This window comes from Tahibacter soli (assembly GCF_025717065.2).
Taxonomy (GTDB): Bacteria; Pseudomonadota; Gammaproteobacteria; order Xanthomonadales; family Rhodanobacteraceae; genus Tahibacter; species Tahibacter soli.
Window position 1 is genome coordinate 706,342 of the sequence record NZ_JAOVZO020000018.1, and the last position, 13,379, is coordinate 719,720.

Sequence of the window (13,379 nt, forward strand, 5' to 3'; positions counted from 1 at the left end):
AGGGAGGGATTGGGCAAGCAATCTCTCCCTGCCCGCTCGCGGCAGCGAGCGGAACGCTTTGTTCAACGCCAAGCGTCGACGACAGAGCCTACAACTCGAACCCGTCAACAAATATCGAATCGACCACCTCGGGTGTATACAACTCCCCAAACAAAACCCGCCCACCCTTCGGATCCAGAAGATCGCTGCCGCCACTGAGCAACACCCGCCCATCCGCGAGCACCGTCGCCTCGCCGCTGCCGCGCTCCGTCGCCGGCCCCGGCGCGATCGACGAGAACGCGTTCGTCGCCGGGTCGAACAGCTCCGCCGTCGACGCCGTGAGGTCGAAGCGCTGGCTGCCGATCAGCAGCACCTTGCCGTTGCCGAGCGTGCGCATGTGGTAGTCGACGCGCGGCACGGCCATCGTGTTCGCGGCCGGCGCGAACGTCCCCGTCGCCGGATTCCACAGCTCCGCCGACGTCAACTGCTCGCCGACCGTGTAGCCGCCCGCGATCAGCACGCGACCGTCGGGCAGCAGCGCCGCCGCGTGCCGTTCGCGCGTGACCGACATCGTCGCCGGCAGCAGCGTGAACGTGCCCGCGGCCGGATCGTAGATCTCGGCATCGCTGCGCACCGCGTTGCCGCCCAGCCCGCCGACGACGAGCACGCGGCCGTCCAACAGGCGCGTGGCGGTATGCACGTAGCGTCCGACGTTGAGCGTACCGGTCTGCGCGAACGTGTTCGTCGCCGGATCGAACAGCTGCGCCGTGTTGCGCGGCCCCTGACGGAAGCCGCCGATCACGAGCACGCGGCCGTCGGTCAGCACCGTGGCCGTGCTGCGCTCGCCGCCGACGATTTCGCCGCTCTTGATCGCGGTGAAAACGCCCGTTGCCGGGTCGAACAGTTCGCCGTTCGACTGGGTCTCGTCGTTGCCGTAGCCGCCGACCACGAGCACGCGGCCGTCGGCGAGCGCCGCCGCCGCGTGATCGAAGCGCGGCACGACGAGTCCGCCCGTGGCGCCGAAGAGGCCGGTTGCCGGGTCGTAGATTTCGGCCAGCGCGCTCGGTGCGCGCACGATCGGCGCGACATGCGCGCCGCCCGGCCGCTCCTCGCTCGGGCGATTGCCGCCGGCAATCAGCACGCGGCCGTCGTTCATCAGCGTCGCGGTGTGCACGGTGCGCGGCCAGACCATGTCGCCGGTAGGGGCGAAGCCGCCGGCCTGGGCGCCGGCCGCGGCGAAGCTCAACAGCGCGGCGCACGCGCGGAGTAACGATGAGGGCATGGAAACGGTTCCGAGGGATGTGCGGGAATGCCCCCGCAGTCTTGCGTCGGCGTCGCGACCGGGCATTCGCGCGCGCTGAGAATGCGATGAGATTGCCGTATCGAACGGGTTTCAGCGCGCCGCCACGGCGGGCACGGGCACCTGTGCCAGCTCCGGCGGCACAAGCCGTTCGCCGGCCAGCGACTGCGCCTGCGCGAGTGCGGCCTGCCACGCGGGCCGATGGCCGAGCGCGCGCTGCACGCGCAGTTGCACGAGCGCGGCGTCGAAGTCGGTGCGCGCCCAGGCGGCCACGCGCCCGGCGGCGACCGCGGCCTCGGCGCCGTCGCCGCCGGCCAGCAGCCAGCCGACGTATGACGACGCGACGACGAGCAGGTCGGCCGGCACCGCGTTCGCGTCGGCGTCGGCGAGCGCGCGCTCGTAGGCGCCGCGCGCCGCGGCGGTGTCGCCGCGCGCGGCTGCCGATTCGGCACGCGCGAGCGCGGCATAGACCGGCGTTTCGATCGCGGTGTCGCCGTCGGCCCACGCCTGCGCGTCGGCCAGCACGCGTGCCGCGTCGGACGTAGCGCCGGCGGCGATGCGTTCGCGCAGCAGCGTCAGCCAGGCACGGCCGGGGTCGCGCCCCGCCGCATCCGCCGGTGCGCCGCGCGGGGTGCGCAGAGCCTGCGCGAGGTCGCGCCCGGCAGACGCGTCTCCCGGCATCAGGCGCAGGCGCAGTGCCGCGAGCTGCAGCCGCCAGGGATGATCCTCGCAGCGCGCGCCGGCATCGCCGCATACGCGCGCCAACGACGCTCGCGCCTCGCCGAGCCGGCCGTTCGCGGCGAGCGCCTCGATGCGCGTGAGCTGCGCGAGACTGCGCGTCGCCGATGGCGCCGCGCGGGCGATCAATTCGGCCAGTCGCGGTTCGAGCGCCAGCGCGTCGGCGGGTTCGAGCAGCTGCAGATATGTTTCCGTCAGATGCGTACAGGCGAGCAGTTCGTCGTGCAGGTCGCGCAGCGCGCCGAGATTGAGCAGCGCGCCCTGGAACACCGCGCGTGCCTCGCCGTAGCGACCCTGCTTTTTCTGCACCACGCCGAGCGCCAGCTCGGCGCGCGCCATGCCGAGCCGGTCGCCGCCGCTTTCGAGCGCCACGCGCGCGAGCTGAAAGTCGCGCCGTGCCGCGTCGATGCGGTTTTCGCGCACCAGCGCGACCGCGCGACCCATCAGCGCACGACCGAGTTCGGCCGGCGCGTCCTGCCCCTGGAGCAGCGCGACGGCCGCATCGGCCGATGCGCGCTGTCCGGCGACGTCGCCCTGCTGATATTGAACATTGGCCAGCGCATTCAACACACGGGCGCGCAGCACCGGCGCGTCGGCGGCGGAAACGTCGGCCAGCAGCGCACGCAGATCCGTCCCGGCGGCATCGAGCCGGCCGGCGAGGAATTCGCTCCACGCGCGCTGGTAGCGGTATTCCGGGTTTTGCCGGAACGGGGCCTCGACGCGGTCGAGCAGGGCGAACGCGCGATCGGCCTCGCCCGCGAGCGACGCCGCCTGCGCCTGCAGCAGGCCGCCCGACGACGACGCGCCGGACGCCGGCGTCCCGCCGAGCGCCAGCGCGAGACCGTCCGCCGCATCACGCGCGGCATCGAGCACATCGGCGCCGTCGGCGCTCGCGCGCAGCGGCGCCCGTGCGTCGCGCGCGAGCACGGCTTCGACGTGCCAGCGGCCGTCTTGCCGGCGAGCGTCAAGCGTGACGATGCGGCTGCCGGGCCAGTCGGTCGCGACGCGTTCGGCGTAGCGCTCCGGCGCGAGCGCGGCGTCGAGCCCGCGTGTGGTCGCCACGATGTTGTCGGCCGGCACCACCGGCAGACCGGCGGCACGCAGGCGTTCGATCGCGAGCGCCATCAGGCCGAGGCGCAGCCAGCCGTGTTCGGCGTGCGCGGGGTCGGTCGCGGCTTCGCCGGCGTCGACGCTGGCCGGCAGCACGAGCGCACGCATCGGCGCCGGCGCGTCGGCGGAACGCCGCAGCGGCACCGTCACGATCAGCACGAGACCTGCGAGCGCGAGCGACCAGAGGGCGATGCGCCACGCCGAGGCGAACGGCGCGCGACGCGGGACCGGTGCCGACGTATCGCCGTCCCCCGTGCCGACCTGCGTCGCCGCCGCCCAGCGATAACCGAAGCGCGGCACGGTGCGGATCGCGCTGTCGGCGCCGTCCATGCCCTCGGCGTCGATCAGCCGGCGCAGTCGCGCGATCACCTGCACGAGCACGTTCGCGTCGGCGTCGACCTGTCCCCACACGGCGGCGAGCAGTTCGTCGCGTCCGACCGCACGGTCGCGGTGCTCGATCAGCCATTGCAGGCATTCGAACATTTTCGGCGGCAGGATCTGCCGCTGTGCCCCGCGCGACAACTCGCGCGTCGCGCCGTCGAGCGCGAATTCGCCGAACCGATAGACCTTGCTCATGCCCGCACCGCGCTTGCAACACCGACCAGCATAGCGCGACGCCACGCTCAACCGCCCGGGTCGGCCCACGGCGCCTTTTCGAACTTGCCGACGAGATAGTCGATCAGCACCTGCACGCGCGAGGGCCGCGCGCGGCCCGGCGGCGTCACCACGTGCAGTGCGATCGCCGGCGGCGACCAGTCCGGCATCGCGATTTCGAGCTTGCCCGCGCGCAGTTCGCGCCACACCAGAAACTCCGGCTGCTGCGCAACGCCGAGCCCGGCCACGAGCGCCGGATTGAGCGCCTCCGCATTGTTCACGCGCAGCGGCGACGGCACCGCGATCGAGAACTCGCCGTGCCGCCGATGGCGAAAGCGCCAGGCGTTGCCGAAGCGCGAATACGCGTAGCTCAGGCCCACGTGGTTCGCCAGATCGCGCGGATGCGCCGGCCGGCCGTGCCGTTCGAAATACGCCGGCGCGCCGACGAGCAGGATGCGCACGCCGCACAGGCGCCGCGCGAGCAGGCTCGAATCGGCGAGCGCGGAAATGCGCAGGGCGAGGTCGTAGCCGCCGGCCACGAGATCGGTCACGCCGTCGTCGAACGCGATCTCGAGCGTCACGTCGGGATAGCGTGCGAGAAACGCGGGCAAGAGCGGCGCCAGATGCGCCACGCCGAACGACATGGGCGCCGCGACGCGCACGAGTCCGCGCGGACTGCGCGCCTGCGCCGTGACCTCGGCTTCGACCGCTTCGCCCTCGGCGAGGATGCGCGCGGCGCGTTCGAGCGCGCCTTCGCCGCTTTGCGTCAGCGACGAGCGCCGCGACGTGCGGTGGAACAGCACCACGCCCAAGCGCTTTTCGAGCCGCGAGACGGCCTTGGACACCGTCGCCTGCGACACGCCCAGCTCCGTCGCGGCGCGGGCGAACGAACCGGATTCGGCCACCTTCGCGAAGATGGCCCAGGCTTCGAGGTCGGGCAGTGCATGCATGTCAATTTTGGAAACGATGGCTTTCGATTCGTTCCATTCTAAACGAACTGCCCGAGGGCTATCGTGTCGCCACTCGTCCACTCCCAGGAGCACCGACATGATCGAACTTCGTCCCTTCAGCACCCTCGGCGGCGCCAACCACGGCTGGCTCGACGCCAAGCATCACTTCTCGTTCGCGGGCTACCGCGACGCCGCGCGCATGGGCTGGGGCGCGCTGCGCGTGTGGAACGACGATGCGATCCAGGCCAACACCGGCTTTCCGCCGCACCCGCATTCGGACATGGAGATCATCACCTACGTGCGCGACGGCGCGATCACGCATCAGGACAACCTCGGCAACCGCGGCCGTACCGAAGCGGGCGACGTGCAGGTGATGAGCGCGGGCACGGGCATCCAGCACGCCGAATACAATCTGGAATCCGATACGACGCGCATTTTCCAGATCTGGATCATTCCCGACGGCAGCGGCGGCGCGCCGACGTGGGGCAGCAAGCCGTTTCCGCGCGGCGATCGTTCCGGCCGGTTCGTGACGCTCGCGAGCGGCATGGCCGGCGACGAGAACGAAGCGCTGCCGATCCGCGCGAACGCGCGCGTGTCGGGCCTGACGCTCGCGGCCGGCGAATCGGCGGAATACGCGTTCGGCGACAACCGCTACGGCTACCTCGTGCCCGCGAAGGGCGCGGTGGACGTCAACGGCGTGCGCGTGGCGGCGCGCGACGGCGCGGCGATCCGCGACGTGACGACGCTGCGCGTCACCGCGATCGAAGATGCGGAAATCGTGCTGGTCGATACGGCGCCGTGACGGCGCGGCTTGATCGCCGGGGCGGCCCCGACGGCCGACCCGGCGATCGGGACGAAGCCCGGACCTGACTTTTCCGAGTTCGCGTCCGGAAGTCGCCCGACGCGCGCGGCGCGATGCGTGGCTAGCCTCGCGGCATGAGTCTCGCCATCGTCCATTCCCGCGCGCAGGACGGCATCGACGCGCCGCCCGTCGTCGTCGAGGTGCATCTGTCCGGCGGCCTGCCGGGCACGTCGATCGTAGGCCTGCCCGAAACCGCCGTGAAGGAATCGCGCGATCGCGTGCGCGTCGCGATTCAAAATACCCACCTGGACTATCCCGCGCGCCGCGTGACGGTGAATCTCGCGCCTGCCGACCTGCCGAAGGACGGCGGGCGCTTCGACCTGCCGATCGCGCTCGGCATACTCGCCGCGTCCGGCCACGTCCCGCACGCGGCGCTGGCGCGGTGCGAGTTTTTCGGCGAACTGGCGTTGAGCGGCGACCTGCGCGCCGTCGTCGGCCTGCTGCCGGCCCTGCTCAGGGCGCGCGAACTCGGCCGCACCGCGATCGTGCCGCGCGCGAACGCCGCCGAAGCGGCGCTGGTCGCCGACGCCGACGTGCGCGTCGCCGACAACCTGTTGGAGGTCTGCGCGTTCCTGTGCGGACGCGGCGAGCTGCCGCGCGCACCCTCGGCGCGATCGAGCGGCGCGGTCGACGGCGAGTACGATCTCGCCGACGTGCGCGGACAGGCGCAGGCGCGACGTGCGCTGGAAATCGCGGCAGTCGGCGGCCATCACCTGTTGTTCGTCGGCCCGCCCGGCACCGGCAAGACGATGCTTGCCAGCCGCCTGCCCGGCCTGCTGCCGCCGCTCGCCGACGACGAGGCGCTCGCGTCGTGCGCCGTGCGTTCGGTCGCGGGGCAGGGCGTCGATCTCGCGCGCTGGCGCACGCGTCCGTTTCGCGCCCCGCATCACACCGCGTCGGCCGTCGCGCTGGTCGGCGGCGGCGCGCAGCCGCGCCCCGGCGAGATCAGCCTGTCGCATCACGGCGTCTTGTTTCTCGACGAGCTGCCGGAGTTCGACCGGCACGTGCTCGAAGTGCTGCGCGAACCGCTCGAAAGCGGGCGGGTGCTGATTTCGCGCGCGGCACGGCAGGCGGAATTTCCGGCGCGATTTCAGCTCGTCGCCGCGATGAATCCCTGCCCCTGCGGCTATGCCGGCGACCCGAGCGGACGCTGCGTGTGTACGCCCGATCAGGTGCAGCGCTATCGCGGCAAGGTGTCGGGGCCGCTGCTCGATCGCATCGATTTGCAACTGGAAGTGCCGCGCGTGCCGCTCGCCGAATTGAACGCGACGGCGGGCACCGGCGAAAACAGCGCGGCCGTACGTGCGCGCGTCGTCGCCGCGCGCGATCGCCAGCTGGCGCGCGCCGGCAAGCCGAACGCGTTGCTCGGCAACGCCGAAGTGGAGCGCGATTGCGTGTTGACCGACGCGGATCGGCGTCTGCTCGAACGCGCGGTCGATCGCTTCGGCCTGTCGGCGCGCGCGTACCACCGGCTGCTGCGCGTGGCGCGCAGCATCGCCGATCTCGCCGGCGAGCCGCGCATCGCGACGCCCCATCTGAGCGAAGCGATACAGCTTCGGCGCATGGAGGCGCGGCGATGAAGGATTTCCTGCGGATTGTGTATCGCACAAAAATGTGCGATCTTATTTGGGCGACATCGCCATGAACACGATGGATTTCGTCGCGGTAGTCAAGGATGAAGCGGCGCGCCTTGGCTATTCGTTCGAGGTGGTCAAGAACCGCGGCAAGGGATCGCATCGCATGGTTCATGTCGGCGGGCGCAAATCCACCGTGCCGTTCGCGAGCGGCGACATTCCGCTCGGCACGCGGCGCGCGATTTTGAAACAGCTGCGGCTCGATCCGGCTCTGGCGAGCCGTCAGACGAGGTGACAAGTGATTTATCGATACCCGGTAACGCTCAGGCACGAGGCGGGCGACGACGCCTGGACGGCGACGTTTCCCGATTTTCCCGAAGCGATCACGTACGGCGAATCGGTCGATGCGGCGCTGATCGCCGCGATCGACGCTCTCGACGAAGCGCTCGCCTCGCGCGTGCACGGCGACGAGACGATTCCGCCGCCGTCGCGCATCCGCAAGTACGCGGTCGAGCCGTCGCTGCTGATTGCCGCGAAGGTCGCGCTGTACGAGACGGTTGCCGCCGCCGGCATCCGCAAGACGTGGCTCGCACGCCGTCTCGACGTGAACGAGAACGAAGTGCGGCGCATGCTCGATCCCTATCACGCAACGAAGCTCTCGCGCATCGAGCGTGCACTGGCGCTGCTCGGCAAGCGCCTGTCGGTCAGCGTCGTCGACGCACCGAGCGGCACAACGGTGCGCTGATCGCGGACCGCACGCGGTCGGCTCGTCGCGAACGGGCGCGCCGCCGCGCCGTCCGCCGCATGCGGTCGGGACGGCGCTTGAGCGCGCGGCGAACGCCCATAGAATGCCGTCAGTGCATCAACCGAGCGTTCGAATGTCCGACGGTTCCATCGATACCGCCCGAGCCGCGACCGAACGCGGCGGGCTGCGCGCCGTGCTCGCGGCGCTGCCGCGGGGTGACGCGCGTGCCGTGCTCGCGATCGTCGTGGCGACGTCGGGCTCGACCTATCGCAAGCCCGGCGCGCTGATCGTCCTCGGCGAGGGTGCGCGCGAGGGCTGGCTGTCGGGCGGCTGTCTCGAGGCCGAGCTCGAACTCGCCGGCCGCGAAACGCTGGCCGCAGGTGCGCCGCGACGCGTGAGCTTCAACACGCAGGGCGACGACGACCTCGTCTTCGGTTCGGCGTCGGGCTGTCGCGGAGAAATTCATTTGTTGTTGCTGCCGGTCGATGCCCGCGCGCCGCTGGTCGAAGCGCTGCGCGCGTTCGATGCAGGCGGCGCCGCGCTCGAACTCGAACTGCGCGAAGACGGCGCCGGCCGCGCGGCGCTCGACGGCCGCCGGTGGCAGTGGTCCGCGACGTTCCCGAGCGCGACGTCGACCGCATGGTCGCTACGGCTCGCGCCGCCGCCGCGCGTGCTGCTGCTCGGCGCCGGTCCGGAAACCGCCACCCTCGTGCGCTACGCGCAGGCGCTCGGCTGGCGCGTCGACGCGGTCGAGCAGCGAGGCCGCTGGCACGACGCCGTGCGCTTCGCCGACAGCCGCAGCGCCGCGGCGCCGCGCGACGTCGCCGCGCTTGCCGCCGGCTGCGACGCGGCGATCGTCATGAGCCACCACTACAGCAACGATCGCGACTATCTCGCCGCCCTCGCGCAGGTCGACGTCGCGTTCGTCGGCCTGCTCGGTCCGCCGGCGCGACGCGACGCGTTGCTCGCCGAACTCGGACCCGACGTCGGCGCGCGCCTGCGACCGCGCCTGCACGCGCCGGTCGGTCTGCGCCTCGGCGGCGAAGGCCCCGAGGCGATCGCGCTCGCCATCGTCGCGGGCCTGCAGCAGCACTTCGCGACCGCACACTCGTGAGCGCCGCGCCGCACGGTCTCGTGCTGCTCGCAGCCGGCGCGTCGCGACGGCTCGGCAGACCCAAGCAGCTCGTCGTCGTCGACGGCGAAACGCTCGTGCGCCGCGCCGCGCACGGCGGCCTCGCTACCGCGCCGCTCGACGCGGTCATCGTGCTCGGTCACGCCGCCGGCGACATCGGCGCGGCGGTTGCCGACCTGCCGCTGCGCGCGGTCGTCGCGGACGACTGGCGCGAAGGCATGGGCGCGTCGCTCGCATGCGGCGTCGCGATGCTGGACGAGCGCTGCGACGGCGTGCTCGTGCTGCTGTGCGATCAACCGGCCCTCGATGCGGCGCATTGCATCGCGCTCGTCGACACATGGCGCGCGCGGCGCACCGCCGCGGCGGCCAGCGCGTATGCCGGCGTGCTCGGCGTTCCGGCCGTGCTGCCGCGCGCGTGGCTGGCCGAGCCCGGCGCGCTCGCCGGCGATCACGGTGCGCGCGAGTTGTTGCGATCGGCGGCCCGGCACGTCGTTGCCGTCGACGCGCCGGCGCTCGCGCGCGACGTCGACCGCGTCGGCGATCTGCCTGTCGACCCGTAGTTGGCCGATCACGCCGCAAGTACGACGCTTTTCGTCAAAACTAACTTGTTTTTTACCATTTGACCACGACTTTCGTCCTATTCAACAGTGACTTACGAGCGCCGATAATCCATACCAACCGATCGGTCAGTGCGATTTTGATGTCGTGACCCTGCTGGCGCCCGCGTTAGAAACTACCGACAAGTCGGCAATGACGCGGATCTTGCTCGAGGCGGAAGCGTTGTTCGCCGAGCATGGCTTCGACGGGGTTTCGATCAACGAGGTCGCCTGTGCGTCGGGCGTATGCAAGGCCAATGTTTTCCACCATTTCGCGACGAAGCAGGAACTGTACGAGCGCGTGCTCTGGCAGGCCTGCGAAAACTTCAGCCGATCGTTCGACCGGCTGCAGCTAGCGGAAACGGGACTCGCGGCGCGTTTGACCGCGCTGGTGGAATGGCACGAAGCCTTTCTGCGCGAACGACCGAACGGTACGCGCCTGATCTTGCGCGAGTTGACGGGTTCGCCGACGGCTTTGGCACAAAGCGCGGTGTTTCCGCTGATCCGCAGCAACTTCGAACGCGTGGTTGCGCTTCTGGCCGAGGCATCGGACGAGTTGCGCGAGGGCATCAGCCCGGCTCTTGTGGCCAAGCTCGTGCTTTCGCTCAACCTGTTCGGATTTCAGACCGAGCAGCTGGACGGACGGTTGATGACGGTCGGTTCGCTGGCCGCTCGACCGGAACTGCGGCGGCAATGGATCGATCTGCTGCTGCACGGAATACAAAGGTAAAAATAGTTTCATCTGCGGGCACGGACGCGCCGTCAAAGGTTTTCCTTGGCTCCGTTCGCTGCGCTCCTCCCTGCCCTCCGTTGCATGGCGAGCGGGGCCAGGGAAACTCGCAAGGGTCGCCATTCGACCATCGTCGAACGCAACGCCGGGTTGATGATGCGAAACGCATCCCCAACTCGTTGGACGACACAGTTCCCCGCCTGCCCGGTATCGGCTGACTCCCTCCTCCCCCCGATCACCGATACCGGGACAGGCACTTGAAAACGAAGGCCCGGGCGCGAAACGCCCGGGCTTTTTCTTTGCGCGGCGCTTGGGGATGCCGCAGTTTGCCTTTGTCGCAATGTGGCGCGGCGCGAAGCCCGCCGCATCGGCGGGCTTCGCGCCGGCGGATCAGCGTTTTGCGTGCGCGGGGATGCGATCGGCGAGCACGAGCGGCACTTCGCCGCCGTCGGCGAATGCGAGCGGCACGGTCGTTCCGGCCGGCGTCGCGCGCAGGTATTCGCGCCAGGCCGCGAGCGTGCGCGCGCCGACCGCTTCCCCGGCGATCCGCGCGATACGGCGGTCGGCCTTGATGCCCGCACGCTCGGCCGCGCTGCCCCGCGCGACGGCGGCGATCTTCAGCGCGTCGCCGTCGGCCAGCAGCCACAGGCCGCTGCGGTCGAACGCTTCGGGCTCGCCGTAGCGCGCGTTCGGTTCGAGATACATGCGCTTGCGCTCGTAGTCGAAGCTGACCGTGAAGCGGCGCAACGTGCCGCCGCCGAGATTGGCGCCGGCGTCGGGGCTCGCGAACGCGCCCTTGTCGCCGGTGAACAGGTCGGCGGCGACGTCGTCGATCGCAAGATTCCCCAATTGCAATTTGCCCAAACGCGCCGGCCGCGTATACGACGGTCCGCCGACGCCCCAGCCGCCGACCGCTTCGGGCGCCGCATCGAGCCGGCGCACGAGGTCGTGCTGCTTCGCATACGGCGAATGGAAGCTCAGCGATGCACGCGAGCCGGTGTCGACGGTCAGCCGTACGGGCTTGCCGTCGGCCTTGCCCTCAATGATCGGAATGCGGTCCGACAGCGTGAAGGCCAGCTCCGTCGCGCCTTCGGGCGCCTTGAACCGGGCCGGTTCGGTCAGCGTGAGCTTGCCCGCCGCGTAGTCGATGCGGACGCCGAAACGGCGGAACACTTCGTAGCCGACGATGCCGTCGACCGGCACGCCTTCCACCTGCGGGAACGGCCCGAGGTCGATCACGTAGAACGTCGGCGCGTCGACCGTCAGCGCGCCGAGCTTGAGCTCGCGCGCCTGCGCGAACGCGAGGTCGACCTGCCGCTCGCCGACGCCGCGCGCGGCGAGCTTGCCTTCGCTCGCGAGCCCTAGCTTCGCCGCGGCCGACGGCAGCACGATGTTGAGGCCGCCGGTGTCGACCAGGAGACGCACCGGCTTGCCGTCGATCTCGCCGTCGACGTAGATGTGATTGTTGACGAGGTCGAAGTCGAGCGTCGTCGCGCCGCCGGCGATGCGTGCCGTGTCCCGCGACATTTTGGGAACGGCGAACGCGGCGCCGTCGATCGGCGCATCGATTTTTGCGGATTGAAGCTGCACGGTCGTGCGCGAGCGCTCGTCGCCGCGATCGGAAATTGTGCGAAACGGCAGTTTTGCACCGTCGACGTCGCGCCAGTCCTCATAGCGCGTCACGATCGTGTCCTGGCCGCTGCGCATGACGCTGCGCACCATGAGCCGGCTGTCGGCGTCGAACCACAGCGTCAACGCAACGCCCCCCGGCGGCGTTACGGCGACGGTCCGAAAGTGACGTCCGTCGTCGGTGACGTCCTCGACCGGGCCGAGCGCGGCGCCCAGCGCATCCGCCCGGTAGTAGCCCCGACGCGTCAGCCACGCCTCGGAGGCATTGCGTTGCTTCGCTTCGGGGGTATCCTGCACGGCGACTTCGCCGCCGGGATCGAGCGCCCAGCCATGCTCGCCGTCATAACCTTCAGCGCCTTTCACGACACCAAGGTCATAGCGGGTGACCCGGTGTCCGGCTTGAAGGCTTTCGGCCGTTTGCAACGTACCGGACAAGCCGCCGACGGAGAGGGTGCCGTCGGCGACCACGGACGTTGCGCGGTCCCAGCGATCGCCGCCGGAGGCGGCCTTGAAGTCGGCGAAAAGTCCGAGCGCGCCGGAGGCCGAGGCGATGGACGGTAGTAGAAAAGCGCACCAGAGTTTAGGAACAATCCACCTCGCCAGCATGTGCACCTCGTTCGGTTCGGACCGTCCCGGTCCGCGCGGGGCCGGCGGGAACCGGCATAGATTGAATTTTCAAATCACTTTTCAATATAGGCAACCCAACCGATGGCACAGAAACAAAAGCTGCACCCGCTCAGCAAAAAGTCGCAGATCGACGCGCTGGCCGCCCCGGCGCGCCTGGAGATCATCGACACCATCGAAGGCTTGGGCCAGGAAGCCACCGTCGCCGACATTGCCAAGCAACTGGGCAAGCCGGCCGACAGCCTCTATTACCACTTGCGCGTGCTGGTCAAAGCCGGCCTCGTGACCGAGCTGCCGGATGCCGGCAACGGACGCCGCTATCTGTCGGCCGCCGGTCGCAATGCGCGCCTGAACCTGCGCTACGAGCCCGGCAAGGCCGCGCACTCGGCGTCGGTCAACCGCGTCGTCAACGGCCTCTTGCGCATCGCCGGACGCGATTTCGAACGCGCGATCGCGCGGCCGGACGTCGTGGCCGAGGGCGAGCTGCGCGAGCTGTGGGGCAGCCGCACCAAGGGATGGGTCAGCGACCGGGAGCTGGCCGAGGTCAACAAGCTGCTGACCCGGCTCGGCGCGCTGCTGCACAAGAAGCGCGACGCGCGCCGCACGCGGCTGATCTCGCTCGCCTGGGTGCTCGCGCCGATCGACGCGCAGCCGGCGCGGCGCGGCGCCGACGAATAGACCGGCGGTCGCTCGGGGAAGCGCGACCGCAGGTTCCGGCGGCGACCAGGTCGCCGGCTCGCCAGGGAGAGAAACGCACAAAGCAAAAGGCGCCCAATGGGCGCCTTTTGTCTTTGAAGACAACGCAAGAATCGCAAC

General features: G+C 70.3%; 12 protein-coding genes. 8 read left to right on the forward strand and 4 right to left on the reverse strand.

What is annotated here, in order from left to right; translation table 11 throughout:
• Positions 1-88: 88 nt before the first annotated feature.
• The 3 genes from OD750_RS16525 to OD750_RS16535 all read right to left on the reverse strand — a co-directional run bounded on the left by OD750_RS16525 (position 89) and on the right by OD750_RS16535 (position 4,671).
• Positions 89-1,261, reverse strand: a complete 1,173-nt coding sequence (locus tag OD750_RS16525; RefSeq protein WP_263541791.1) for a Kelch repeat-containing protein — start codon at positions 1,259-1,261, stop codon at positions 89-91.
• A 111-nt stretch (positions 1,262-1,372) separates the two neighbouring features.
• Positions 1,373-3,703 carry a winged helix-turn-helix domain-containing protein gene (locus OD750_RS16530; RefSeq protein ID WP_263541792.1) on the reverse strand — a complete coding sequence of 777 codons (2,331 nt, stop codon included), beginning with the start codon at positions 3,701-3,703 and terminating at the stop codon, positions 1,373-1,375.
• Between the two features lie 47 nt (positions 3,704-3,750).
• Complete coding sequence (locus tag OD750_RS16535; RefSeq protein WP_263541793.1) at positions 3,751-4,671, reverse strand: LysR family transcriptional regulator; 921 nt, start codon at positions 4,669-4,671, stop codon at positions 3,751-3,753.
• A gap of 97 nt (positions 4,672-4,768) precedes the next feature.
• Here OD750_RS16535 and OD750_RS16540 point away from each other — a divergent pair, with 97 nt between their 5' ends.
• From OD750_RS16540 to OD750_RS16570, 7 genes are all read left to right on the forward strand, one after another.
• On the forward strand, positions 4,769-5,473 hold the full coding sequence (locus tag OD750_RS16540; RefSeq protein WP_263541794.1) for a pirin family protein: 705 nt from the start codon (positions 4,769-4,771) through the stop codon (positions 5,471-5,473).
• Positions 5,474-5,607: 134 nt separating this feature from the next.
• Positions 5,608-7,113, forward strand: coding sequence for a YifB family Mg chelatase-like AAA ATPase (locus OD750_RS16545; protein ID WP_263541795.1), 1,506 nt, complete (start codon positions 5,608-5,610; stop codon positions 7,111-7,113).
• Between the two features lie 61 nt (positions 7,114-7,174).
• On the forward strand, positions 7,175-7,402 hold the full coding sequence (locus OD750_RS16550; protein ID WP_263541796.1) for a type II toxin-antitoxin system HicA family toxin: 228 nt from the start codon (positions 7,175-7,177) through the stop codon (positions 7,400-7,402).
• Between the two features lie 3 nt (positions 7,403-7,405).
• Positions 7,406-7,852, forward strand: coding sequence for a type II toxin-antitoxin system HicB family antitoxin (locus OD750_RS16555; RefSeq protein WP_263541797.1), 447 nt, complete (start codon positions 7,406-7,408; stop codon positions 7,850-7,852).
• Between the two features lie 133 nt (positions 7,853-7,985).
• Positions 7,986-8,966, forward strand: a complete 981-nt coding sequence (locus tag OD750_RS16560; RefSeq protein ID WP_263541798.1) for an XdhC family protein — start codon at positions 7,986-7,988, stop codon at positions 8,964-8,966.
• Complete coding sequence (locus OD750_RS16565; protein WP_263541799.1) at positions 8,963-9,544, forward strand: nucleotidyltransferase family protein; 582 nt, start codon at positions 8,963-8,965, stop codon at positions 9,542-9,544. Before OD750_RS16560 ends, OD750_RS16565 begins: the two co-directional genes overlap by 4 nt.
• A gap of 145 nt (positions 9,545-9,689) precedes the next feature.
• Positions 9,690-10,310 carry a TetR/AcrR family transcriptional regulator gene (locus tag OD750_RS16570; protein WP_263541800.1) on the forward strand — a complete coding sequence of 207 codons (621 nt, stop codon included), beginning with the start codon at positions 9,690-9,692 and terminating at the stop codon, positions 10,308-10,310.
• Positions 10,311-10,700: 390 nt separating this feature from the next.
• On the opposite strand, the gene OD750_RS16575 is transcribed toward OD750_RS16570, so the two are convergent.
• On the reverse strand, positions 10,701-12,302 hold the full coding sequence (locus tag OD750_RS16575; RefSeq protein WP_263541801.1) for a retropepsin-like aspartic protease: 1,602 nt from the start codon (positions 12,300-12,302) through the stop codon (positions 10,701-10,703).
• A 345-nt stretch (positions 12,303-12,647) separates the two neighbouring features.
• Here OD750_RS16575 and OD750_RS16580 point away from each other — a divergent pair, with 345 nt between their 5' ends.
• Complete coding sequence (locus OD750_RS16580) at positions 12,648-13,241, forward strand: winged helix-turn-helix domain-containing protein (RefSeq protein ID WP_263541802.1); 594 nt, start codon at positions 12,648-12,650, stop codon at positions 13,239-13,241.
• The last annotated feature ends 138 nt before the right edge of the window (positions 13,242-13,379 follow it).